This is a genomic window from Arthrobacter sp. BK1, from assembly GCF_056680055.1.
This window is the reverse complement of record NZ_CM155263.1, coordinates 2,700,338-2,722,309: the sequence shown is the minus strand read 5'-3', so window position 1 is coordinate 2,722,309 and position 21,972 is coordinate 2,700,338. Positions and strand designations below refer to the sequence as shown.

Annotated in this window: 21 protein-coding genes; 10 read left to right on the top strand and 11 right to left on the bottom strand. The window is 65.6% G+C overall.

The features are described from left to right. The first annotated feature begins 4 nt into the window (after positions 1–4). The gene (locus AC1MCA_RS12370) at positions 5–577 is read left to right on the top strand and encodes a GNAT family N-acetyltransferase (RefSeq protein WP_479797628.1); all 573 of its coding nucleotides are present in this window, start codon (positions 5–7) and stop codon (positions 575–577) included. Between the two features lie 211 nt (positions 578–788). Here AC1MCA_RS12370 and AC1MCA_RS12365 read toward each other — a convergent pair whose 3' ends face one another. Beyond that, positions 789–1,082, bottom strand: a complete 294-nt coding sequence (locus AC1MCA_RS12365) for a hypothetical protein (RefSeq protein ID WP_479797626.1) — start codon at positions 1,080–1,082, stop codon at positions 789–791. Between the two features lie 216 nt (positions 1,083–1,298). On the opposite strand from AC1MCA_RS12365, the gene AC1MCA_RS12360 reads away from it, so the two are divergent. The 4 genes from AC1MCA_RS12360 to AC1MCA_RS12345 are packed head-to-tail and all read left to right on the top strand — an operon-like array spanning position 1,299 to position 5,121. Further along, the gene (locus AC1MCA_RS12360; RefSeq protein ID WP_479797623.1) at positions 1,299–2,414 is read left to right on the top strand and encodes a PP2C family protein-serine/threonine phosphatase; all 1,116 of its coding nucleotides are present in this window, start codon (positions 1,299–1,301) and stop codon (positions 2,412–2,414) included. Next, the gene (locus AC1MCA_RS12355; RefSeq protein ID WP_479797618.1) at positions 2,411–4,381 is read left to right on the top strand and encodes a glycosyltransferase family 2 protein; all 1,971 of its coding nucleotides are present in this window, start codon (positions 2,411–2,413) and stop codon (positions 4,379–4,381) included. The genes AC1MCA_RS12360 and AC1MCA_RS12355 overlap by 4 nt, the downstream gene beginning before the upstream one ends. Further along, positions 4,371–4,703 (top strand): STAS domain-containing protein, encoded by a 333-nt coding sequence (locus AC1MCA_RS12350; RefSeq protein ID WP_108598633.1) that lies wholly within the window; start codon positions 4,371–4,373, stop codon positions 4,701–4,703. Before AC1MCA_RS12355 ends, AC1MCA_RS12350 begins: the two co-directional genes overlap by 11 nt. Next, the gene (locus AC1MCA_RS12345) at positions 4,696–5,121 is read left to right on the top strand and encodes an ATP-binding protein (RefSeq protein ID WP_479797613.1); all 426 of its coding nucleotides are present in this window, start codon (positions 4,696–4,698) and stop codon (positions 5,119–5,121) included. Before AC1MCA_RS12350 ends, AC1MCA_RS12345 begins: the two co-directional genes overlap by 8 nt. On the opposite strand, the gene AC1MCA_RS12340 is transcribed toward AC1MCA_RS12345, so the two are convergent. Then, positions 5,118–6,383: a GAF domain-containing sensor histidine kinase gene (locus AC1MCA_RS12340; RefSeq protein ID WP_479797608.1), complete on the bottom strand. Its 1,266-nt coding sequence runs from the start codon at positions 6,381–6,383 to the stop codon at positions 5,118–5,120. The two genes, AC1MCA_RS12345 and AC1MCA_RS12340, sit on opposite strands and share 4 nt — an antisense overlap. A gap of 91 nt (positions 6,384–6,474) precedes the next feature. Here AC1MCA_RS12340 and AC1MCA_RS12335 point away from each other — a divergent pair, with 91 nt between their 5' ends. Genes AC1MCA_RS12335 through purM form a run of 3 tightly spaced genes read left to right on the top strand, consistent with a single transcriptional unit; the run spans position 6,475 to position 9,695 of the window. Then, a complete protein-coding gene (locus tag AC1MCA_RS12335; RefSeq protein WP_479797606.1) occupies positions 6,475–6,789 on the top strand; it encodes a hypothetical protein in 315 nt (104 codons plus the stop codon). A 60-nt stretch (positions 6,790–6,849) separates the two neighbouring features. Beyond that, positions 6,850–8,538 carry an amidophosphoribosyltransferase gene (gene purF / locus AC1MCA_RS12330; protein ID WP_479797602.1) on the top strand — a complete coding sequence of 563 codons (1,689 nt, stop codon included), beginning with the start codon at positions 6,850–6,852 and terminating at the stop codon, positions 8,536–8,538. Beyond that, positions 8,535–9,695 carry a phosphoribosylformylglycinamidine cyclo-ligase gene (purM, locus tag AC1MCA_RS12325; protein WP_479797597.1) on the top strand — a complete coding sequence of 387 codons (1,161 nt, stop codon included), beginning with the start codon at positions 8,535–8,537 and terminating at the stop codon, positions 9,693–9,695. The genes purF and purM overlap by 4 nt, the downstream gene beginning before the upstream one ends. Positions 9,696–9,759: 64 nt before the next feature. Here purM and AC1MCA_RS12320 read toward each other — a convergent pair whose 3' ends face one another. From AC1MCA_RS12320 to AC1MCA_RS12305, 4 genes are all read right to left on the bottom strand, one after another. Then, positions 9,760–11,238, bottom strand: coding sequence for a multicopper oxidase family protein (locus AC1MCA_RS12320; RefSeq protein WP_479797594.1), 1,479 nt, complete (start codon positions 11,236–11,238; stop codon positions 9,760–9,762). Beyond that, on the bottom strand, positions 11,238–11,510 hold the full coding sequence (locus AC1MCA_RS12315) for an SHOCT domain-containing protein (RefSeq protein WP_479797592.1): 273 nt from the start codon (positions 11,508–11,510) through the stop codon (positions 11,238–11,240). The genes AC1MCA_RS12320 and AC1MCA_RS12315 overlap by 1 nt, the downstream gene beginning before the upstream one ends. Positions 11,511–11,620: 110 nt before the next feature. After that, on the bottom strand, positions 11,621–12,400 hold the full coding sequence (locus tag AC1MCA_RS12310) for a VOC family protein (protein WP_479797589.1): 780 nt from the start codon (positions 12,398–12,400) through the stop codon (positions 11,621–11,623). A gap of 238 nt (positions 12,401–12,638) precedes the next feature. Further along, a complete protein-coding gene (locus tag AC1MCA_RS12305) occupies positions 12,639–12,872 on the bottom strand; it encodes a DUF3073 domain-containing protein (protein ID WP_108598626.1) in 234 nt (77 codons plus the stop codon). A gap of 274 nt (positions 12,873–13,146) precedes the next feature. Here AC1MCA_RS12305 and AC1MCA_RS12300 point away from each other — a divergent pair, with 274 nt between their 5' ends. After that, positions 13,147–13,857 (top strand): septum formation family protein, encoded by a 711-nt coding sequence (locus AC1MCA_RS12300; protein WP_479797585.1) that lies wholly within the window; start codon positions 13,147–13,149, stop codon positions 13,855–13,857. A gap of 63 nt (positions 13,858–13,920) precedes the next feature. Here AC1MCA_RS12300 and catC read toward each other — a convergent pair whose 3' ends face one another. Then, entirely contained in the window at positions 13,921–14,199 is a 279-nt protein-coding gene (gene catC, locus AC1MCA_RS12295) for a muconolactone Delta-isomerase (RefSeq protein ID WP_479797579.1), read from the bottom strand. 41 nt (positions 14,200–14,240) lie between these two features. Continuing rightward, positions 14,241–15,626: a short-chain fatty acid transporter gene (locus tag AC1MCA_RS12290; RefSeq protein ID WP_479797575.1), complete on the bottom strand. Its 1,386-nt coding sequence runs from the start codon at positions 15,624–15,626 to the stop codon at positions 14,241–14,243. A 224-nt stretch (positions 15,627–15,850) separates the two neighbouring features. Between AC1MCA_RS12290 and AC1MCA_RS12285 the strand changes: the two genes are divergently transcribed. Beyond that, a complete protein-coding gene (locus AC1MCA_RS12285) occupies positions 15,851–16,768 on the top strand; it encodes a LysR family transcriptional regulator (protein WP_479797570.1) in 918 nt (305 codons plus the stop codon). A 139-nt stretch (positions 16,769–16,907) separates the two neighbouring features. Here AC1MCA_RS12285 and AC1MCA_RS12280 read toward each other — a convergent pair whose 3' ends face one another. The 3 genes from AC1MCA_RS12280 to clpB form a co-directional block, all read right to left on the bottom strand. Further along, entirely contained in the window at positions 16,908–17,738 is an 831-nt protein-coding gene (locus AC1MCA_RS12280) for a hypothetical protein (protein ID WP_479797568.1), read from the bottom strand. A gap of 9 nt (positions 17,739–17,747) precedes the next feature. Then, positions 17,748–18,563, bottom strand: a complete 816-nt coding sequence (locus AC1MCA_RS12275; protein ID WP_479797566.1) for a CPBP family intramembrane glutamic endopeptidase — start codon at positions 18,561–18,563, stop codon at positions 17,748–17,750. Positions 18,564–19,113: 550 nt separating this feature from the next. Then, positions 19,114–21,771, bottom strand: a complete 2,658-nt coding sequence (gene clpB / locus AC1MCA_RS12270) for an ATP-dependent chaperone ClpB (RefSeq protein WP_479797564.1) — start codon at positions 21,769–21,771, stop codon at positions 19,114–19,116. Positions 21,772–21,972: the final 201 nt, after the last annotated feature.

Sequence of the window (21,972 nt, the reverse complement as noted above, 5' to 3'; positions counted from 1 at the left end):
CACCATGGGCATTGAGGTCCGCCCGGCAACAGTGTTTGAAGACGTGGCAGCGGTGGTGGGCCCCAAGCGGCCCGACGCCAACGTGTGCTGGTGCCTGAGCTACCGCGTCCCGTCAAAGCTGAACCTGGAGCTGCACGGGACCGCGCGCGGCGACTTCGTCAGGGAGCTGGTGGGGCAGGATCCGCCGCCCGGGGTCCTCGCGTACGACGGCGACGACGTCGTGGGGTGGGCGGGCGTCCATCCGCGCTCCGACACGAGCTTTGCCCTCAACCGCAAAATCCCGCACGTCGATGACCAGGAGGTGTGGTCCGTCTGGTGCATCCGCGTGCGGCCCGGCCACCGGGGGAAGGGGATCTCCCATCAGTTACTGGAGGCCGCCGTCGAGTTCGCGCGCAGCTACGGCGCGCCCGCCATTGAGGGGTACCCGGTGGACAACAAGGGCAGCAAAGTGGACCTCACCATGGCCTACGTGGGCACGCGCAGGCTCTTCGAACGGGCAGGGTTCGTCAAGGCCGCGGACACGGATTCGGTGCTCAATGGCTTCCCGCGGGTCCTGATGCGGCGCGACCTGCGCTGAAACGGGTGCGTTGGTCAGGGCTTTTTCCGCCAGCGCCGGGGCCAGTCTTTGTCCATTAGCCACAGGACCACCAGCAGGGTGTCCATCACGATGAGCCCCGATAAGAGGTAGGCCCAGCCTGTAAACCAATGCACCGTAATCTCCTGACCTGGTATCCCCCAGCCACTCGATTGTGCATAAGTGTGCCACGGAATGGGTCAGCAGGGAACGGCTACTTCAGGAGCGCCACCAGGCGGCCGTGCACTTCGGTTTCGCGGTTGAGGAGGCGGGTCAGTTTTTCGACCTTCTCGGACATCTCGACGCCGACTGCGAGCCTGTCGCCCGGCCAGCTTGAGGCCTCCCAGGATTCCCCCAGCGCCCTGGCCAGGGAACGGTTCAGCGAGCGGACCTTCCAGGAATGGCTCAGGTAGTGCAGGGTGCTCCGGGAAAAGTGGCGCTCCCGGATCAGCTTCAGCGAGCGTGCCACGATGCCGGGCAGCGCCTCAGCGGATTCAGTTCTTTCCATCAGCCGTGCACCGTCCTCCGGCAAGTGTGGCAATACTTCATGGGTCTTCCCTTCGAGTGTGGCCACGGTTGCTCAAGTTCCCCTCAAGCGGGCCCAAAAATTGGGACAAGACCGGCCGCGGGAAGTGGCACCGGCCGTGGCAGGTGCAGGTGCTTAACCGGCACTGTGGTGCATGTGACAATGCTCGGCAGGCGTTAATACGGTAGAAGTAGAGCTATGCCTTCCATGCCCGAAACACGTCGAGCCGTTGTGATTGAAGACGATCCGGACATCCGCGGGCTTCTGGTGCGGGTTCTGGTCAAGCAGGGCTTCCTCGTGACCGAGGCCGCGGCGGGTCTGCCGGGCGTGGAACTCGTCCGCAGTGAACGGCCCGATCTTGTCACCCTGGACCTGAACCTTCCGGACATTGACGGCCTTGAGGTCTGCAAGCGCCTGCGGGAATTCTCCGATGCCTTCATCGTGATGCTGACCGCCCGCGCGGATGAACTGGACAAGCTCACGGGCCTGGACAACGGCGCCGATGACTACATCAGCAAACCGTTCAGCCCCCGCGAGCTCCAGTCACGGATCAATGCCCTCTTCCGCCGCCGCCGCCAGTCGCCCGCGGTGGACACCGCCGCGCGCAGCGAACTCGAACGCGCCACCGAGGTCCAGCAAAGCCTCCTGCCCAACGAGGACGTCCGGGTCGAAGGGTACGATCTCGCCGGTGCCTTCCGGCCTTCCCGCAGCGTGGGAGGCGACTTCTATGACTGGTACCGGACCCCGGACGGCCTGCACCTGACCTTTGCCGATGCCATGGGCAAGGGCATGGGGGCGGCCCTCATCGCCGCCACCGTCCGGGCCGTGATGCGTTCCATGGGCCACCGGCGGGACCTGGACGGCGCCTTCGCCTCCGCCAGCAAGGCCATCGCCACTGACCTGGACTCCTCCAACTCCTTTGTCACCCTGTTCCACGCCCGGCTGGACGCTGTCTCCGGCAACGTCAGCTACGTCGACGCCGGCCACGGACTGGCACTGCATGTCACGGCCGACGGCGGCGTGCACCGGCTGCCGTCCGGCGGTCCCCCGGTGGGAGCATGGGCGGGCACCACGTGGCCGAAGTCCACCCTGGATCTGGCTCCCGGCGATTCCCTGGTGGTGGTGAGCGACGGCGTCCTTGATGTCTTCGACTCCGTGGAGGCCTTCACCGCAGCGGTGCTCGCAGCGGTCCGCGGGAAGGAGTCCGCGCAGGCCGCCAGCAACGCGATCCTCGCGCTTGCGCCGGCCGAATCCGCCGAGGATGACGTCACCGTTGTGGTGGTCCGCCGCCTGCCCGAAACTGCCGCGGCATGACCCGCTTCTGGACCCGCCTGATAGTGGTCCTGACGGTCATCTTCGGCCTCAACTACGTGGCCTGGCGCTGGGCCGCCTCGCTGAACTGGGATGCCTGGTGGATCGCCGTCCCCCTGGTGGTAGCGGAAACCTACAGCCTGATCGACGTCATGCTCTTCGGCATGACGGTGTGGAAGCTGAAGATCCGCAAGGCGGCACCCGCACCTCCCCACGACGCCACCGTGGATGTCTTCATCACCACGTACAACGAAGACCTGGACATGGTGATGACCACCGCCCTGGCCGCCCAGAAAATCCGGCACCCGCACAGCACCTGGATCCTGGACGACGGCGCGCGCCCGGAGCTGAAGGCCCTCGCCGAAGAGCATGGTCTGGGCTACGTCACGCGCAGCGAGGACTGGACGGCCAACGTCCCGCGCCATGCCAAGGCCGGCAACCTGAACAACGCCCTGATGGTCACGCACGGCGAATTCCTGCTCATCCTGGACGCGGACCAGATCCCCGAACCGGACATCCTGGAAAAGACCCTCGGCTACTTCAACAACCGCCGCGTGGCATTGGTCCAGACCCCGCAGTACTTCAGTAACGTTCCCGCGGACGATCCGCTCGGCAGCCAGGCACCGCTGTTCTATGGCCCCATCCAGCAGGGCAAGGACGGCTGGAACGCTGCCTTCTTCTGCGGTTCCAACGCCATCCTGCGCCGCGAAGCCCTGATGCAGCTGGGCCTGGTGGGCTACGTCAAGGAAACCGAAAAGAGCATCCGCCGCGCCCTCGCCGCCTCCCGCTCCGCCATCCGGCAGGCCCGCAAATCGGCTGATATGGATACGCCCCTGGTTGCTGACGTACTGGACCAGGTGGAGGCGGCCACCAGGGAAGCCCAGGAACAGTTGGCAGCCGGTGAACCGCTCAGCGAAATCACCTACCGGGTCCGCCGGCGGGTTGACCTGGCCGTCCAGACCCTGGTCCAGGCAGACGTTTCGGCACTTCAGGCGGACCTCGAAGAGATCGCCGCCATGGAGCTCGCCCACGTAGGCGAGGCCGGCGTCCCCGTCGTCGCCGATGACGCCGTGCAGCGCATGTCCGCCCGGGACTGGTCCCCGCTGGGAGCCCTGGAATCGGTGCAGGCCGTCCTGGACGCTCTGAACGTGGAGCGCATCGACGAAGCCCAGCCGGTGATGCCGCTGGCCACCATCTCGGTCACCGAGGACATGGCCACCGCCATGCGCATGCACGCCATGGGCTGGGAGAGCGTCTACCACCACGAGGTCCTCGCCTACGGCCTGGCGCCGGAGGACATTGCGACTATGCTTACCCAGCGCCTCCGGTGGGCGCAGGGAACCATCCAGGTCTTGCTGCGCGAAAACCCGTTGGTGCAGAAGGGCCTGAAAATCGGCCAGCGGCTCATGTACTTCGCCACCATGTGGACCTACCTCAGCGGCTATGCGGCGGTCATCTACTTCGCCGCGCCCATCATCTACCTGCTCCTGGGCATCCTCCCCGTGACCAGCCTCAGCTGGGACTTCTTCATCCGGTTCATCCCGTTCATGATCGCCAACCAGTTACTGTTCGCCGTCGCCGGCCGCGGAATCCCCACCTGGCGCGGCCAGCAGTACAGCCTGGCGCTGTTCCCCACCTGGATCAAGGCGTGTTCGACGGCGGCCAAGAACGTCTGGTTCGGGCGGCCCCTCGGGTTCGCGGTCACCCCCAAGGCCCGCCAGAGCGGCGGCCCCAGCTGGAGCCTCATCCGCCCCCAGCTCGTGGTGGCGGGGCTGCTGGCGATTGCCGCCGTCGTCGGCATCATCCGGCTGGTTACCGGACTGGCCGAGCCGCTTGGCACGCTGGTTAACGTTGCCTGGGTTATTTTTGACCTGGTGGTCATGAGCATCCTGGTGCGCGCCGTTTTGTACAAGGGTTTCGAACCCGCTGTGGACATTAAAGCTGGAGAGAGGGAACCCGATGGAGTTTAGCCATGAGGTCAAGGATTCATACGCGGAGGTCAGGGCAGACGGGCGGCTCAATATGGTGTCCGCACCCAAGCTGCGGGAGTACGTCACCGATGTGATCGCGGGCGGTTCCAGCCGGATCGTGGTGAATCTCGAGAAGACAGGCTTTATGGACTCCTCGGGACTCGGCGCCCTGATCGGCTGCCTCAAGGCGGCCCGGCAGGCAGGCGGGGACCTCCGTATTGCGTCCGTGCAGCCCCAGGTGAAGATGGTGCTTGAACTGACCAGCATGGACCGCGTCCTGACGTCCTATGCCTCCCCGGAAGAGGCGTTCAGCAATGACTGACGTGCTGGCCCAGCGGAGCTTTCGCGGCCTGGCGGACCTGGACGCCATCGAGTCCGTCCACGACGAACTGGACGGCCTCTGGGAGGATGCCCCGTTCGTCCAGGACGTGGACCAGATGACGTTCGCCACTGCGGTGATCGAATCGGCCTCCAACATCGTCCAGCACGCCCAGCCGGCCAAGGCGCAACGGCCCGTGGAGCTGGGAGTGGAAATCAGCGTGCAGCCCACGCTGCTGCAGGCGCGGGTCAGTGCCTTCCACGCGAAGCCGCCGTTCGGACCCATGACACCCGGAACCCCCGGCGACGACTCAGAGTCCGGCCGCGGACTGGCCCTCATCCATGCCCTCGTCACCACGGTGACCTTTGAACGGCAGGACGGCACCAACACCTGGGTGCTCACCCGGACATCGCAGGACTAGGGGCGGGCCGGCGCCAAGGCGCCCTGCAGCTCCCAGCTGAACAGCACGTCGATGGTGGCGCCGCCGCCGGGCGTGTCACTGATTTCCAGGTCCCCGCCGTGGGCGTGCGCGATCCTTTGGCACGTCGCCAGGCCCAGGCCGGTGCCGGGGCCGTCGCCCGAACGGTGCAGCCTGACCAGGGGTTCCACGGCCCGCTTCCTGTCCGCCTGCAGGATCCCGACGCCGTTGTCCGCCACACTGACCGTCACCCCGCGCTCGCCTGGCGCCGCGCCGACGGTGACCCGCAGTTCACGCTCGGGGCTGCGGTAATTCAGCGAGTTGGCCAGGAGGTTCTGGAGCAGGGTCCGCAGCTGGGCCCGGTCTGCGAGCAGTTCCCCGTCGTCACAGTAGATGCCGCTCACCGGGCCCAGGTCCAGCCCCAGATCCTGTGCCGCCTCCGCTGTCACCGCCAGCAGGGAAACCCGCTCGCGGCGCAGGGCGCCGTCCACCTTGGCGTACGCCAGCACATCCTCGAGGGTCTTCAGCATGCGGTGCCCTCCCCCGCCGATGAGCTGCAGGTATTCGGCGGCAGGATGGCCCGGGGGGATGGCTGCATCGTCCTCCGCGAGTTCCACATATCCGAGGATGGTGGTCAGCGGGATGCGCAGGTCATGGCTCACCCGGCCGGCAAACTCGGCGAGCATCTCATTACTGCGTTCCAGTTCAGTCAGCGCGTCGCTGAGCTGCAGGGTGCGGTGCCGAAGCTCCAGCACCTCGACCACCTGGTGCGCCAGCACTTCCAGCATGCCGATCTGCTCGGCGGTGGGGTTGGCGGGATCGTCGCCGAAAACGCACAGCGAGCCCAGGACGAAACCTGAGGCAGTTTCCAGCGGAACGGAGGCGTAGAAACGGACTTCAGCAATCTCGCCGGAGACAAACGGGCTATCGGCGAACCTCGGATCCTTGGACGCATCGGCTACAACCGTTGTGTGCCCGCTGAGGAAAACCTTGGCGCACATCGAGTCCTCGCGGGAGCAGATCCCGGCGTCCAGCCCGGACGCCGCGATCTGCACCTGCTGGTCCTCCGTGATGATGTTGACCACACTGTAGGGCACACCACAGAGCCGGGCCGCCAGCCGGACAAGGTTCTCCAGCGCCCCGGCGGCGTCGGTTCCTGGCAGAATACCGGGACCTCCAGCGCGGGCAGGCGCCAGCCCGTAGTCCCTGATCCCTGCCGCGCGCTCCGATTCCGCGGCCCTCGCCCCATACATGACGGTTTCCATGCAGCCCTGTCCCCCTGTGATGTGCAACGCCCAGTCCTTCGCCGATAATATCGGGCCGGCGGTGACGTTGCAGATGAGTAGGCTAGATGGCATGGCTTTTGAAGAAACCCCCGCTGAGCGCCGCGAGGTCACCGTGCGCCGGGCCCCGAAGTATGTGCCGTTCCTGATCCTCGGCGCCCTGGTGGGATTTCTGGTGGCGGCCGGTGTCGCCTACGGACTGCCCGGGGACGAGGAATTTGACCGCGGGGCGGTCTTCGGATTTTTCCTGGTCACGTTTGGCGCAGGCGGGGCCATCCTGGGCGCCGTAGCTGCCCTGCTGCTGGACTGGCGGAGCGTTAAGCGCCAGCAACGCGCCGTGGTGGAGGCCGTCCCGGACTCCGAGCCCGACGACGACCCGCAGCCCTAGCTGCCAGTCACAAACCCCGCGGCGGAAAAGTCGTACCTCATCTCGTGAGATAATCGACCAGTGGCACGCGGCGATGGAAAACTTTCTCATGATCTTCTCCCTGGCGAAAAAGGCCCTCAGGACGCTTGTGGCGTTTTTGGGGTCTGGGCACCAGGTGAAGAAGTAGCAAAACTCACCTATTACGGGCTGTATGCACTACAGCACCGCGGTCAGGAGTCGGCTGGTATTGCCACCAGCGACGGCAAGCGGATCAACGTCTACAAGGACATGGGCCTCGTGTCCCAGGTCTTCGACGAGACCACGCTGAACACCCTGACCGGGCACCTGGCGGTGGGACACTGCCGCTACTCCACCACCGGAGCCAGCCACTGGGCCAACGCCCAGCCCACCCTCGGCGCCACCAGCACCGGCACGGTCGCCCTGGCGCACAACGGCAACCTGACGAACACGGCAGAGCTCAACGCCATGATCCAGGAACGTAACGGCGGCCAGCTCAGCGGCGAAATGAAGCAGGGCAACACCTCTGACACCGCCTTGGTCACGGCGCTGCTGGAAGGCGAAGAGGGCAAGACCCTCGAGGAAACAGCCATCGAACTGCTGCCGAAGATCAAGGGCGGCTTCTGCTTCGTCTTTATGGACGAAGGCACCCTCTACGCGGCACGTGACACCTACGGCATCCGCCCCCTGGTCCTGGGCCGGCTGGACCGTGGGTGGGTGGTTGCCTCCGAGCAGTCCGCCCTGGCCACCGTGGGCGCCAGCTTCATCCGGGAAATCGAACCCGGCGAATTCATCGCCATCGACGAGGACGGCGTGCGTTCCAAGCGCTTCGCGGAGCCGACGCCGGCGGGTTGCGTTTTCGAGTACGTGTACCTCGCCCGCCCGGACGCGGCCATCGCCGGCCGTTCCGTGTACGAGTCCCGCGTGGAGATGGGCCGCCAGCTCGCCCGCGAAAACACCCAGGAAGCGGACATAGTCATTCCGGTCCCGGAGTCCGGCACCCCCGCAGCGGTGGGCTACGCCGAGGAATCCGGCATCCCGTTCGCGCACGGCTTCGTCAAAAACTCCTACGTTGGCCGGACGTTCATCCAGCCGTCCCAGACGCTGCGCCAGCTGGGCATCCGGCTCAAGCTGAACGCGCTTGAGTCCGTGATCCGCGGCAAGCGCGTGGTGGTGGTGGATGACTCGATCGTCCGCGGCAACACCCAGCGGGCCATCGTCCGGATGCTCCGCGAAGCCGGCGCCGCTGCCGTGCACATCAAGATCTCGTCCCCTCCCGTCAAGTGGCCCTGCTTCTACGGCATCGACTTCGCCTCCCGTGCGGAGCTGATCGCCAACGGCGCCACCATCGAGGAAATCTCCCAGGCGATCGGTGCCGATTCCCTCGCGTACATCTCCGAAGACGGCATGATCGGCGCCACCCAGCAGCCGCGCGAACGTCTCTGCACCGCCTGCTTCACCGGCAAGTACCCCATCGCGCTCCCGGGCTCGGACAAACTGGGCAAGAACCTCCTGGAGCGCACCGACCTCGGCGGCCTGGCGCCGTCGCCCTCTGCCCTCCCGGGCACCACCGCCGCACTGGCCGTGGCCACCATCGGCATCGATGAGGACCCGGCAAACGACGAAGGCTCCGACGGCTGCGATCCCGGACCGGACGCTGAGTTTGAGGACCTGCTGACCGAAGAAGACCGCGTGCCCGAGATTCACCATGCAGCCACCTCCACCGGCGCCGACAAGAAAGAGTCCGTATGACTTCCGCTACTCCCGCCGCCGGCCACAGCTCACAGAACGCCGCAGGCATCACGTATGCCTCCGCCGGCGTTGACGTCGAAGCCGGCGACCGCGCCGTGGAACTGATGAAGGATGCCGTGAAGGCAACCCACAACTCATCCGTCATCGGCGGCGTGGGCGGCTTCGCCGGACTGTACGACGTCTCCCGGCTCCTGACCTACAAGCGTCCCCTGCTGGCTACCTCCACCGACGGCGTGGGCACCAAGGTTGCCATCGCCCAGGCCATGGACATCCACGACACCATCGGCTTTGACCTGGTGGGCATGGTGGTGGACGACATCGTGGTGGTGGGTGCCGAGCCGCTCTACATGACCGACTACATCGCCTGCGGCAAGGTTGTCCCGGAGCGCATCGCAGACATCGTCCGCGGCATCGCCGCAGCCTGCTCCGTGGCCGGCACCGCCCTGGTGGGCGGCGAAACAGCCGAGCACCCGGGCCTGCTGGGCGAGCACGAATACGACGTCGCAGGCGCCGCTACCGGCGTTGTCGAGGCCTCCGACCTGCTCGGCCCTGACCGTGTCCGCGCCGGCGACGTCGTGATCGGCATGGCCTCCTCCGGCCTGCACTCCAACGGCTACTCGCTGGTCCGCCGCGTCATCAACCACGCCGGCTGGGCACTGGACCGCCAGGTCTCCGAACTCGGCCGCACCCTGGGCGAGGAACTGCTGGAACCCACCCGCGTCTACGCCGCTGACTGCCTGGACCTGGCCCGCACGTTCCCGGTGAACAGCACCAACGCCGTTCACGGCTTCAGCCACGTCACCGGCGGCGGTCTCGCAGCCAACCTGGCCCGCGTGCTGCCGCAGGGCCTCGTGGCCACCGTGGACCGCGCCACCTGGGAACTGCCGGCCATCTTCAAGCTCGTTTCCGAACTGGGCAACGTACCGTTGGCCGATCTGGAGCGCACCCTGAATCTGGGCGTGGGCATGGTGGCCATCGTGTCCGCCGAAGCTGCCGACGCCGCCGTGGCCCGCCTGAACGACCGCGGCCTGCCGTCCTGGATCATGGGCACCGTCACCACGGATTCGGATTCGATCCTCAAGACCGGCCCGGACTACGTGCAGGGCGCCAAGGGCGTGGACGGCGGTGCCGTCCGCCTGGTCAACGCCTACGCCTAAAACCCCTCATCAAGCAGCCCGGGGCTTCGTGATGAAGCTCCGGGCTTCTTGCTGCCCCGTCTCCTCACTGTACTTCGATGACGCCCATCATGCCGAGGTCCTCGTGATCAAGGATGTGGCAGTGGAAGACGGAGCGCCCGCGGAAGTCCCTGAACGGCACCCTGACCTTTACCCGCCCGTTGGCCGGGATGTTCACCACGTCCTGCCAGCGCACAGCGTCGACTGCCTGGCCGTCCTGCTCGATGATCTGCATCGGCCACACATGCAAATGGAACGGATGGTCCATGGGGCTGGTGTTGGTCAGCGTCCATTCCTCGACATCCCCGGCCGTCGCCGTGATATCTGTCCTGGCCGCGTTGAATGTCCGCCCGTTGATGGTGAACCGCATCATGCCTGCGCCGCCCATCCCCATCCCGCCACCCATGCCCATCGCCATGACGATCTGCCGGCGGGCCGCAACAGCGGAAGTGCGCACGTCTCCCAGCCCCTGGTAATCGGGAACGGCCTCGGGGGGTTCCGCCCGCCCGCCGGACACACGGAGGGTGGCCAGCGCGGCGCCGTCGGGCTGGCCCGCAGGGTTCCGCGCGCCTGATCCTGCCCCCATCATTCCCGGCATGCTCCCGCGGTCCTGGTACAGGGCCCGCAGGACGGAGTCACCTGCTGCTGTGGTCACCAGCAGGTCGGCCCGGTTGCCCGGCATGAGCAGCACTTCTTCAACATTCTCCGGGGTCTGGAAGCGGCCGGAGTCCATGCCCAGGAGCTGCAGCTGCTGCCCATCGAGCCGGAGCCGGAGGTAGCGGGCCACGCACGTGTTGACGATTCGCCACCTTTCCCGTTCCCCTGGCCGGGCGCTGAATTGAGGGTTGCTCTGGCCGTTGACCAGGACCAATTCACCTTCCCGGCCCATCATCCGGTCCATTTCCGGGACTCCGGCGATGTTCCCCCTTCCGTCCAGCGTGATGTCCGAAACCACGAGCACCCGCTCAATGCTTGCCTCAATGGGCTCCGGGTCCTCAACGATGATGGCTCCGAAAAGGCCGGCGAAGATCTGGTCGGCCACCATTCCGTGATGATGCGGGTGGTACCAATAAACGCCCGGCGGATGATCCTCCGGAAGCCTGTACTCGTAGTCGAACGTGGCTCCGGGCTCCACCGCGATGAGGACGTTGTCCCCGTTGCCCTGCGGTGTGACATGGAGCCCGTGCATGTGGAGGTTGGTGGGGGCGGCGACTTTGTTGACGAGCTTGATCTTCAGGACATCGCCTGCGCGCAGGCGAAGAGTCGGGCCGGGAATGCTCCCGTTGTAAGCGAGGGCCGCGGCCTGCCGGCCCGCCAGCGGCAGCTCTCCCGGTGCGGCTTCGAGCCGAACCTGCAGCTGGCCGCCGGTGCTTCCTTCTTCCGGAGGCGTAGCCAGTTCATGTCCGCTGACCGGGCCGGACTGCGACGTCCCCAGCGTCCAGATCACCCCGGCCCCGCCCGCCACCGTTGCCGCCGCACCCAGTCCGCCCAGAAGAAGCGCCTTACGACGGCTGATGGGCTGCACTACGGACCCTCGCCAAGCACCCGAAGGTTTTCCCGGTACTGGTCCGCGGTCAGCTCTCCCTTCGCGAACCGCTCATCGAGGATCTGCCGGGCCCTGCTCCGACCCACCGGCGGTGGACCACCTGGCCCCTCAGGGCCTCCCGGGCCGAACCCGCCACGATAACCGCCGCCGAACATCCTGACAGCCAGCAGCACCAGCAGTGCGATGCCGATGAGCAGGAGCGGCACCCAGACCCACATCCACCACATGCCGTTTCCGTAACCCCACATCATGGCGGGCGCCTTTCGCCTCGCGGACAACCATTGCTCCGATTCTGAGCGCGGCGGGCAGCCGGGGGTAGGGTCCGAGGTCCCGCCCCATACCAAGTGCGCGGATGCGGGTTTTAGACCTCCAGCAGGCTGAAGACGCCGCCCTGCGGGTCTTTCAGCGTCGCAGTGGCACCGGGAGTCTCCGGATCGTCGTCTCCCGGTTCGATCAGCACCTCGGCACCCGCCGCCACAGCCTTGCGCACGGTGCCGGCAACATCGGAGACGCCGAAGTAGATCTGCCAGCGGGCAGGAGCGTCTGCAGCGACGATGCCGGCCACCTCCGCGCCGTTCACCATCAGCGTGGTGTAGGTGCCGCCGTCGTCCTGTGGGTACTCGGTCACCTCGTGGCCGAACAACTGCTGGAAGAATCCGACGGCGGCCTGCGGCTCGGGCGTGAGCAGTTCGGTCCAGGAGAGGGCACCTGGCTCGTTGTACCGCCCTGTGCCGGTGTGCGTGCCTGGCTGCCACACACCGGTAGTCCCGCCGCCCGGAGGGTCCACGAAGACCATCACGCCGGTGTCCCCCACTACCTCCGGACCGAACTGGACCTGGCCGCCGGCGTGCGGCGTTTCCGCGGCCACCGCGCCAGCGTCTTCCGCGGCGAAGTAGATGTTCCATTGGGCATCGGTGCCCACCGATTCCTGGTGCGGGTTCTGCGGCGCCACGACGGCTACCAGGTCCTCGGCGATGAAGGCCTGGGCATAGCTGCGGCCATCCGGGGTGGGCATGTCCTTGAAGGTCCAACCAAAGACAGCCGTGTAGAAAGCCTTGGCTGCGTCAACGTCCCGGGTCTGGACGTCAGCCCAGCACGGTTCGCCGTGGGAGTATCTGCGTGAAGTGGTGTTTCCGGGCATGTGGGAGTCCTTTCGCGGCGCACAAAGCATCAACACCTTCAGTCAACACCAAAAGGCCCGCCGCCTGCACCGGGTTCCGGTACAGGCGACGGGCCTGATAACTGAGGCCAGCACTGCGGATCCGCCGGGATCCGGTGTGCTGGAAAAGAAGCGCTGTACTGACGGACAAGCTGTGTGGTCCGGAGGTACTGCGGCGTCACGGGGCCGGTTGCCTTACGGCGACACGGGCCTGCGACAACTAGCCGATCCGACGGGTATCTACCTCGTCGTCGTCTTCTTCCAAATCGTCCGCGTACTTATCCACATAAGCTGAATAGTCCGGTTCAACCGGCTCATTCGCGAAATGGCTCGTGGCACGACCTTCTGGGCCTTTGAGCTCACGCTGAAGGGCCGAATAGTCAGTGTTCGGGGAATAGTACTTAATATCCCGAGCCTGCTTGGTAGCTTTTGCCTTTTGACGGCCGCGCCCCATGGCGTGACCCCCTTTTGTACTCGGACCGGAGGTGGTCACCTTGGCTATCGGTGAGGCCCCGGAATGTTTGGTCAATTTGTCGTACACCTAGATTACATGCTTTCGGCGCCCACTGCTCCCCGGCGCGGGCGTTCAAACGCCATGTCGGGTACCCTTTCCGCGGCGCACCGCGGGGTTCCCGGCTTTTTTGTTGGATAGAGTCTCTTCAACGGCTGCCGATCCGGGTGCGCGGAGCGGCGGCATGGCGAGTTGAAAACCCCAGGAGGGTATCCCGATGAACCAGCAGGACGCCGATGCCAGGCCGGCAGCTGAGGGCCCGCAGGGCGCCCCCGGCGGACCGCGGCCGGCCCCGCCCAGACCAGCCGCCCCGCCCACTGCAGGGCTGCCCAGGGTGGCCGCCCGGCAGTCCGGTGAGCAGTCCGCCCCCGCGCCGCACCCGGATGCCCCTGCCCGGAAGCCACGGCGGACCGGGTCCACGCTGCTGAAGGCTGTCTTCGTACTGGTTCTGGTGGGCGTCATCGGCGGACTGGTGTGGCTGGCCATGTGGCTGGGCAAGGACTCCGGGAAGACGGCCGACGGCGGCTCGGGCGTGGTGGAAATCTCACCCACTCCCCCGCCCACCCCGCTTGCGCTGCCCCGGGAAGGGGTTGCACCGGCCGACTTCCGCCTTGGTGACTGTTTCAAGGATTTTGACCCGGAGTCCCTGCGGTCCACCGTCGTGGCCTGCGATACCGCCCATTCAGCCCAGCTTGTGGCCGTGTTCCGTTATCCAACCAGCGGCTCATACCCGGGCCGGGAAGCCCTTGCTGCCAAGGCCCTGGAAGCCTGCCAGGCGGCGAGGCTGGCGCCGGCAGCCAACGAATACGTCCTGAACTTCCAGCGCGCCTACCCCAGCAGCACAAGCTGGGAATCGGGCGACCGCCGCGTGGACTGCTATGTCACGGCCGACGGCGGGAACGTCATCAACGCCAGCGCGCTGCCCTGAGGACAGCGCGGCGGCGTCAGTCAGCTGGGTGAGCCGGATACCGGCTGGCCAGTTGCTGGCCGGTCAGTTGACGTCGGACGGGTGCTTCGCCAGAGGTGTGACCGAGATGTCCATGAACGGGAAAAGGGGCAGGCCCGAGAGCATGGTGTGGAGTTCGTCGTTGCTTTCAGCGTCAAAAACTGAGTAGTTGGAGTACTCGCCCACAACGCGCCAGATGTGGCGCCACTTTCCCTGCTCCTGAAGATCCTGGGAGTAGGCCTTTTCCACTGCTTTGAGGGCCGCCGCCTCCTCAGAGGGCATGTCAACGGGAAGGTTGACGTCCATGCGTACAAGGAACAGCATCTTTTTCTCTTTTCTTGTTGGAGGGTTGAGCCGGGCGGGTCTTAGCCCAGGAAGCCCCAGAGCAGGATGGCGGCAATGTAGATGACGCCAACCCAGAACATCATGATCACGGTGTAGCCCATAATGTCCTTGAGCTTCAGCTTCGACAGTGCAAGGGCGGGCAGGATCCAGAAGGGCTGGACCAGATCGTTCCAGGCGTTGCCCAGCATGACGGACATGGAGGTCTGGGCGGTGGAAGCACCAATGGCGTTGGCCGCATCGATCATGAAGGGACCCTGGATCATCCAGTGCCCGCCGCCGGAGGGAGCGAAGAAGTTGATCAGGAAGGAGCTGATCAGTCCCCAGAACGGCAGGGTCTCCGGGGTGGAGATGCTGGTGAAGACACCTGAGATCGTGACCACAAGCCCGGACGCAGCCATGATCGCCATGATTCCCGCGTAGAAGGGGAACTGCAGGATGATGCCGGAAATTGTCTTGATTCCTTCGTTGAGTTGGCGCAGGTAGGCGTTGGGAGTGCCCAGCAGGAGGATGCCCAGGAACAGGATGAAGAAGTTGATCAGATTCAGGTCAACCCCGCCGCCCCGGATGAAGTGAACACCCACGTAGCCCATTCCCAGAATGCCGATTGCCCAGGCCAGGATCCGGCTGTTGTTCAGCTTCGAAGCAAAGGTGTCAGCGTCAGTCTCCAGCGTGACTTTGAGGGGTTCGGTGGAATGCAGGGCCCGGTCGATCTCCGTGACCGGCTGACCGGGCTTGGGGTGGAGCATGGCGTTGAGCAGGGGCAGGGTCACCAGGACCACGGCCGCAGTGATCATCATGGGTAACGAGAAAATGGTCTCGGCCAGCGGGATCAGCCCCATCTGCTTCTCCATGGGGTGTCCCGGCGTTGAGATCACCATGGGAATGGTGGCGGACAGGCCCAGGCCGTACATGGTGAAGCCGCTGTAGGCCGCGGCGATGATCAGCGGGTAGTGGACGCCCTTGACATGCATGGCCAGCTTCTTGGCGACGATGCCGCCGATCACCAGTCCGAATCCCCAGTTAAGGTAGGAGCCCACAGCACCCACCAACGTTGCCACGATGACGGCCGTCCGTGGTGTTTCCACCCGGCTGACGATCGCGTTGAGCAGCCGCTCCACCACGGGGGCGTTCGCCAGGACGTAGCCCATGGCCAGGATGACTGCCATCTGGGTGGTGAACGCAAGCAGCGACCAGAAGCCCTTGCCCCACGATTCCGTCACGTCCGCGATGCTCTGGCCTTCGATCACCACGGCAAGGATCACCGTCAGGATGGTCAGGATGATGGCGAAGACAAAGGGGTCCGGCAGGTAGCGCCGCATCAGCTCTGTGAAGAAGCCGGTCACCTTCTGCATGCCGGCGGCTCGCTTGAGCGCAGGCGTTTCCGCCCTGTCCAAAGTTTTACTCATGATTTCCTCTTTGAATCGAAAAGTTGGCGCGCGTCAGGTTCACGGGATACCTGGAAGCTGGCCGCTGGGGAGGCGAAGGAATCGCGCGGCGGACCGGAGCTCATGCTCCGCATCACAGCCGGGGGTAACCTGGCGCACACTCAAGATCGCAGAACCGTACGATAAGTGTCCAATAAACTTTCCTTAAGGATCCGATAACGGAACCCTTATGAATGGCTGGCGTCATGGATTTGAAACACCTTCGAGCCTTCGCAGTTCTCGCAGAAGAACTGCACTTCGGCCGCGCCGCCGAGCGGCTGGCGGTGGCACAACCACAGCTCAGCGTGTGGATCCGGCGGCTGGAACAGGATCTCGGCGTCGTACTTTTTGACCGGAGCTCCCGGGTTGTCCGCCTCACCGATGCAGGGCAGGCCGTTTACGGGCCCATCCTGAAAACGCTGGAGAGTGCCAGCCTCATTGAACGAGCGGCCATGCTCGGCTCCTCGGCGGTAGTGGGGCAGGTGGTGGTGGGCTACGCCGGCGCAAGCAGCCGGGACGTGGTCCCACCGCTGGCCAAGGCTGTCCGGGTGGCCGAGCCCGGTATCGAGCTAAAGCTGAGGTCGCTGGTCTACGGCGGACTGGCCCCCGGCGAGGTGGCGGCAGGCGCCATCGACATCGGGTTTTCACGGCTACCGGTCCGGGACAAGGATGTCCGGACGCGTATTTTTGCCTATGAGCGCATCCTGGTGGCCTTGCCCGAAGACCATCCACTGGCATCGGCGGACATTGTGCCGCTCGCCGGTCTTGCCGCTGAACCCTTCGTCGCGTTCCCGGCAACCATCGGCTCCAACCTCCGGAACGCCACTGCCCGCCTTGCCCTGGAGGCGGGATTCGCGCCGCGGGTGATGCAGGAGGCGCCGGATTCCTACGCCGTCCTGAGCCTCGTGGCAGCCGGGGTGGGCGTCACGTTGACGCTGTCGTCGGTGACGCACGTGAACCCGCCGGGCTTGGTCTACCGCGAACTTGCTGGTCCGCCGACGTACCTGGCCGTGGTGGTGGTCTGGCGTGACCGTGGAGTCAGCCGCGCCACGCAGGCGGTGCTGGACATCTTCGAGCAGGTCAGGCCGACGCCGGCTGACCCGCCCGGCCGCATACTCGACTGACGGAAACCCCACGAATGAGGCTGGCTACCCCTCCAAGTCAGGAGTTCAAAACACTGGGATGGTGGATCATCCGCAAAGGCGCCCCTGTTGTGGCGTCCGGCGACTAACGCGTTTCAGGGGCGGCAAGTCCCCCAGCCACCTAGGCCGCGACCGGCAGCACCAGCAGGTAGCCGGCCGGCAGTTCGCTGCTCCAGCGCCGCGGCTCCCGAACCACGAACTGGGTCGCCAACTGCTCCGGGGTGAGCAGGCTGTTGGGCGCTGGCGACGGACCCCACTGCCCGCTGCCGTGCGGGTAGAGCGGATCCTGGACGCGGACGCCGGTGACCGAGAACTCGGTGAACTGCCCGGGGTCCCCGACCGATTCGAACCCGCTCATCACCCATGCGTGGCGGCCGCTCCACATGACCAACCCCACCGGGCGGCCTGTGTCGGCAATAGCCCGCGCCGCGGTTTGGAGCGCGTCCTCGTAGTCGGGGACGCTGACGACGGAGTAGGGCCCCATCCCGACCTCTGTCAGCACCTGCGCCCAGCCGAGTGGGTTGGCACCATTGAACGAATTGGAAGACCGTGCCCGGGCCATATCCCACAAGTCACTCTGCTGAGCGCGGTCGGCCCAGGTACCTCCGCCTGTGTCGTCGATGAGGTTATGTGCCATCTGAATGCTCGCCGCAACACACCAGTCGAAGGTGTACTGCGGCACGAAGTCCCCCTCCTGGTAGAGGTTGAGGGCGAATGCCTGCGGCACCGGGGGCGGCGTGGGGGGCGGCGTGGGGGCCGGTGTGGCCGTGGGAACCTGTGCCGGAACGGGCTTCTGCTGCGGGGCGGCGTCGACGGCGGCTGGCTGGGCCGAGGAGGTCGGGGATGGTGGAACGGCGGTGGTCTCATCGAGGCCTGCCGCAGGCGAGCAGCCCGCAAGGAGGACCGCCAGGGCGGCGAGCCAGGCTGGAAGACGGGGCGGGGCACCGGTCATGATCGCAGTCTAGCGCGATGCGGCGGTGGGCCGGGATTGACGTCCCCTGACCAGGTCGTGCGGGCCGGCATACCCGACGACTGCCAGCGCCAGGATGGCGACCAGGCCGGCCAGCGCCCACCACGCCACAAGGTATTGGCTCCCTTGCAGTTCGGAGAGGAAGAACCGAGCGAAGCTGTTAAAGGCGGCGTGGAACAGGATGACTATAGGCAGGCTTGCCTGCGTGCTGTTATAGAGCCAGGCGAGCAGCACCGACAGCGCGAAGACATAGATCGCGAATGGTGCCAGGGGGCGCTGATCCGGATCGGATACGAATTCCGGCAGATGCCAAGGCAACCACACCAGTCCCACAATCAACGCGGCTACTAGGGCGCTCCGGCCGTGTTGCAGCCGCGGAAGCAGAAAACCCCGCCAGCCCAGCTCCTCGAAAATGCCCACGATGACGATCGTGACAGCGATTGATCCGGCCACCTGCAGAACGTCGGATGGCTCCCAGGTGGGGACCGGCGCTCCGGCCACCACTGCAGCGCCCAAGGCCAGGGCGGGGATGGCAAAAGGTACGCCCAAAGCCACGCCGTACCATGCGGGATGGACTCGCCACCGTCCCAGCTGGCGCAGGAGACCGGACAGGCCCGCGCGGCCACCTGCCAGGAATGCAACCAGGACCGCTGCCAGTCCGGGCCCAAACGGCACCAGGGGGCTGCTCTCCGGATTCATGAGCACCAGCGGCCAGATGCACCATGAAATCGCATAAGCCAAAACCAGGTAGAGCACAATTTCATGCCGGGCCGCCCACCTACGCGACCGGTGTCCCTTAACCGTCATCGCAGACCTCTTTTCCTAGGCCTTTGATCACGACAATCCTCGGCCGCCATGAGGTTGTCAAGGTTGAAAGGGCATCGGTGCAGGAGTGGCGTTCCGCGTAGTGAATCAGGTTCCTGGACTGGTGATGGACACTGCCCCGCTGCCAGCGCCCGGCTTGAGGCAGTCAGCAATCCGTTTGGCGTCGTCCTGGGTCCCCGTCCCGAACAGCTTGATGCTCAGGCGTGTGGAAGGCAGATCCGCTGATTCGATCGATTCTTCGATGAGCGGGTCTTCGAAGCAGTGGTCTATTGCGCCTCCGTCCCTCGGACCGAGTACTGATACATACCAGCGATCGGAAGTTCCTGGCGTGATGCCCGTTGTGCCGGATGCCGTCCCGCAGCTTCCCAGGGCAACGGGCAATAGGAAAAGACCCATCCAACGGCGCATCTGACGCTTCACTAAGCCCCCCGAACTCCCAGCCTCACCCAGAGCTTACGCTCGCCGCCGGTAGCGATGGCTAGGATTCAGGACATAACGGATCGCGGTCCGTCCACTTCGACGGGTAAAGGGCCTATTCCTTACGCCGCACCACCAGTCCCGTGCCGGCGGGAGCACCGCCGTCGGGCCCGGCCTGTGCCTCCAACCCTTCAACGGTGAGTTCATCGACGTCGGCCGCGGTGTCCACGAGGACAGTGTCACCGTCCGCGATGTCCCCGGACAGGATGGCCTTGGCCAGCCTGTCGCCGATCTCCCGCTGCACCAGCCGCCGCAGCGGCCGGGCACCGTAGGCCGGATCGAAGCCGGTCATGGCAAGCCAGGCGCGGGCGCCTTCAGTAACGTCCAGGCTGAGCCGGCGGTCCTGAAGCCGCTTGCCCAGCTCGGCCACCTGGAGTTCCACGATGTGCGCCAGCTCGTCCACCGTCAGGGCGTCGAACAGCACCACTTCGTCCAGCCGGTTCAGGAACTCCGGCTTGAAGGACGCGTTGACCGTGGCCATCACGGCGTTCCGCTTGGCATCGGGATCGAGCGTCGGGTCCACCAGGAACTGGCTGCCGAGGTTGGATGTGAGCACCAGAATCACGTTGCGGAAATCCACGGTGCGGCCCTGGCCATCAGTGAGGCGGCCGTCATCGAGCACCTGCAGGAGGATGTCGAAGACCTCCGGGTGGGCCTTTTCCACCTCGTCCAGCAGGATGACGGAGTACGGCCGACGGCGGACGGCTTCAGTCAGCTGGCCGCCCTCCTCGTAGCCCACGTAGCCGGGAGGGGCACCCACCAGCCGGGCCACGGAGTGCTTCTCGCCATACTCGGACATGTCGATCCGTACCATGGCGCGTTCGTCGTCGAACAGGAAGTCCGCCAGCGACTTGGCGAGTTCTGTTTTGCCCACGCCGGTGGGGCCGAGGAACAGGAACGAGCCGGTGGGACGGTTGGGGTCGCTGATGCCGGCCCGGGCGCGGCGGACGGCGTCGGACACGGCCGTAACAGCCTTGGACTGACCGATCAGCCGCTTGCCGAGTTCCTCTTCCATGTGCAGCAGCTTCTGGCTCTCGCCCTGCAGCATACGGCCGGCCGGGATACCCGTCCACGCGGAAATGACCTCTGCAATATCGTCCGCGGTGACCTGTTCAGCGACCATCTGGCTGGATTTGTCCGTGTTGGCTTCCTCCGCGGCTGCGGCTGCACTCAGTTCACGCTCCAGGGCAGGGATCTCGCCGTAAAGCACGCGGGAGGCCGTTTCCAGGTCGCCCTCGCGCTGGGCCTTGTCCGCGGCGGACCGGAGTTCGTCAAGCTTCGCCTTCAGGTCACCCACCCGGTTCAGGCCTGCCTTCTCGGCCTCCCAGCGCGCATTGAGTGCGGACAGTTCTTCTGTCTTGTCCGCCTTGTCCGCTCGGAGCGCTGCCAGCCGCTCCACGGAGGCTGCGTCGCTTTCGCCTTCAAGGGCAAGCTCCTCCATGGTCAGCCGATCCACCTGTCGCCGGAGCTGGTCTATCTCCTCCGGGGCGGAGTCGATCTCCATGCGGAGCCGGGATGCGGCCTCGTCCACCAGGTCGATGGCCTTGTCCGGCAACTGGCGGCCTGAGATGTAGCGGTTGGACAACGTGGCGGCGGCGACCAGCGCTGAGTCAGCGATGGTCACTTTGTGGTGTGCCTCGTAGCGTTCCTTCAGGCCGCGGAGGATGCCGATGGTGTCCTCCACGCTGGGCTCACCTACGTAGACCTGCTGGAAGCGCCGTTCCAGCGCCGCATCCTTCTCGATGTTTTCCCGGTACTCATCCAGGGTGGTGGCGCCGATCAGGCGCAGCTCCCCGCGGGCGAGCATGGGCTTGAGCATGTTACCGGCATCCATCGAGGATTCGCCGCTGGCACCGGCGCCCACCACCTGGTGGATCTCGTCGATGAAGGTGACAATCTGGCCTTCGGAGCTCTTGATCTCCTCGAGCACCGCCTTGAGCCGCTCCTCGAACTCGCCGCGGTACTTGGCTCCGGCCACCATTGAGGCGAGGTCCAGGGCGATCAGGGTTTTGCCCCGGAGGCTCTCCGGCACGTCCCCTTGGACGATGCGCTGGGCAAGGCCTTCCACCACGGCGGTCTTGCCCACACCCGGCTCACCGATGATGACGGGGTTGTTCTTCGTGCGGCGGCTCAGCACCTGGATGATGCGCCGGATTTCGTTGTCCCGCCCGATCACCGGGTCCAGCTTGCCGGACCGCGCCATCGCCGTCAGGTCAGTGCCGAACTTCTCCAGCGACTGAAAAGTGTTTTCCGGATCCGGGCTGGTGACTTTGCGGTCACCGCGGACACCCGGCAGGGCGGCGAGCAGCGCCTCATGGGAGGCACCGGCGTCGCGCATTAAGCGGCCGACGGCGTCACTCCCGGCGGAGAGGCCCAGTAACAGCACCTCGGTGGAGACAAACGTGTCGCCGAGCCTGTCCGCCTCGTTCTTGGCGTTCTGGATGGCCTGCAGGGCAGGCCGGGACAGCTGCGCCTGCTGAGTGGAACCGCCGGACGTGGCGGGCAGCGCCTTGATGGCTGTGCTTGCCTGGACACTCACGGCGTCCGGGTCAGCCCCGGTGGCGCGGAGGAGCGCAACAGCGACACCCTCCCGCTGATCCATCAGGGCCTTAAGAATGTGTGCGGGTTCCACCTGGGGATTGCCGGCCGTGGAGGCGTTCATGGCCGCAGTCGACAGAGACTCCTGGCTCTTGGTGGTGAATTTGACGTCCAAAGAGAGCTCCTTCCGGGTTTACGTAATCGCTAAGTTGAGTCTAGTACGCTCAACCCTGACGTGCGGTTTCTTTGGCCACTTTTTTGCCGACAGCGAACCCGTATGCCCGGGCAACGCTGGCTGGGCTGATGATCTCCCTTGCACTGTATCCCCGCCGGGGGAATCATCCTAGGATCGTTCTGTCCGGCGGCAACGGTGCCC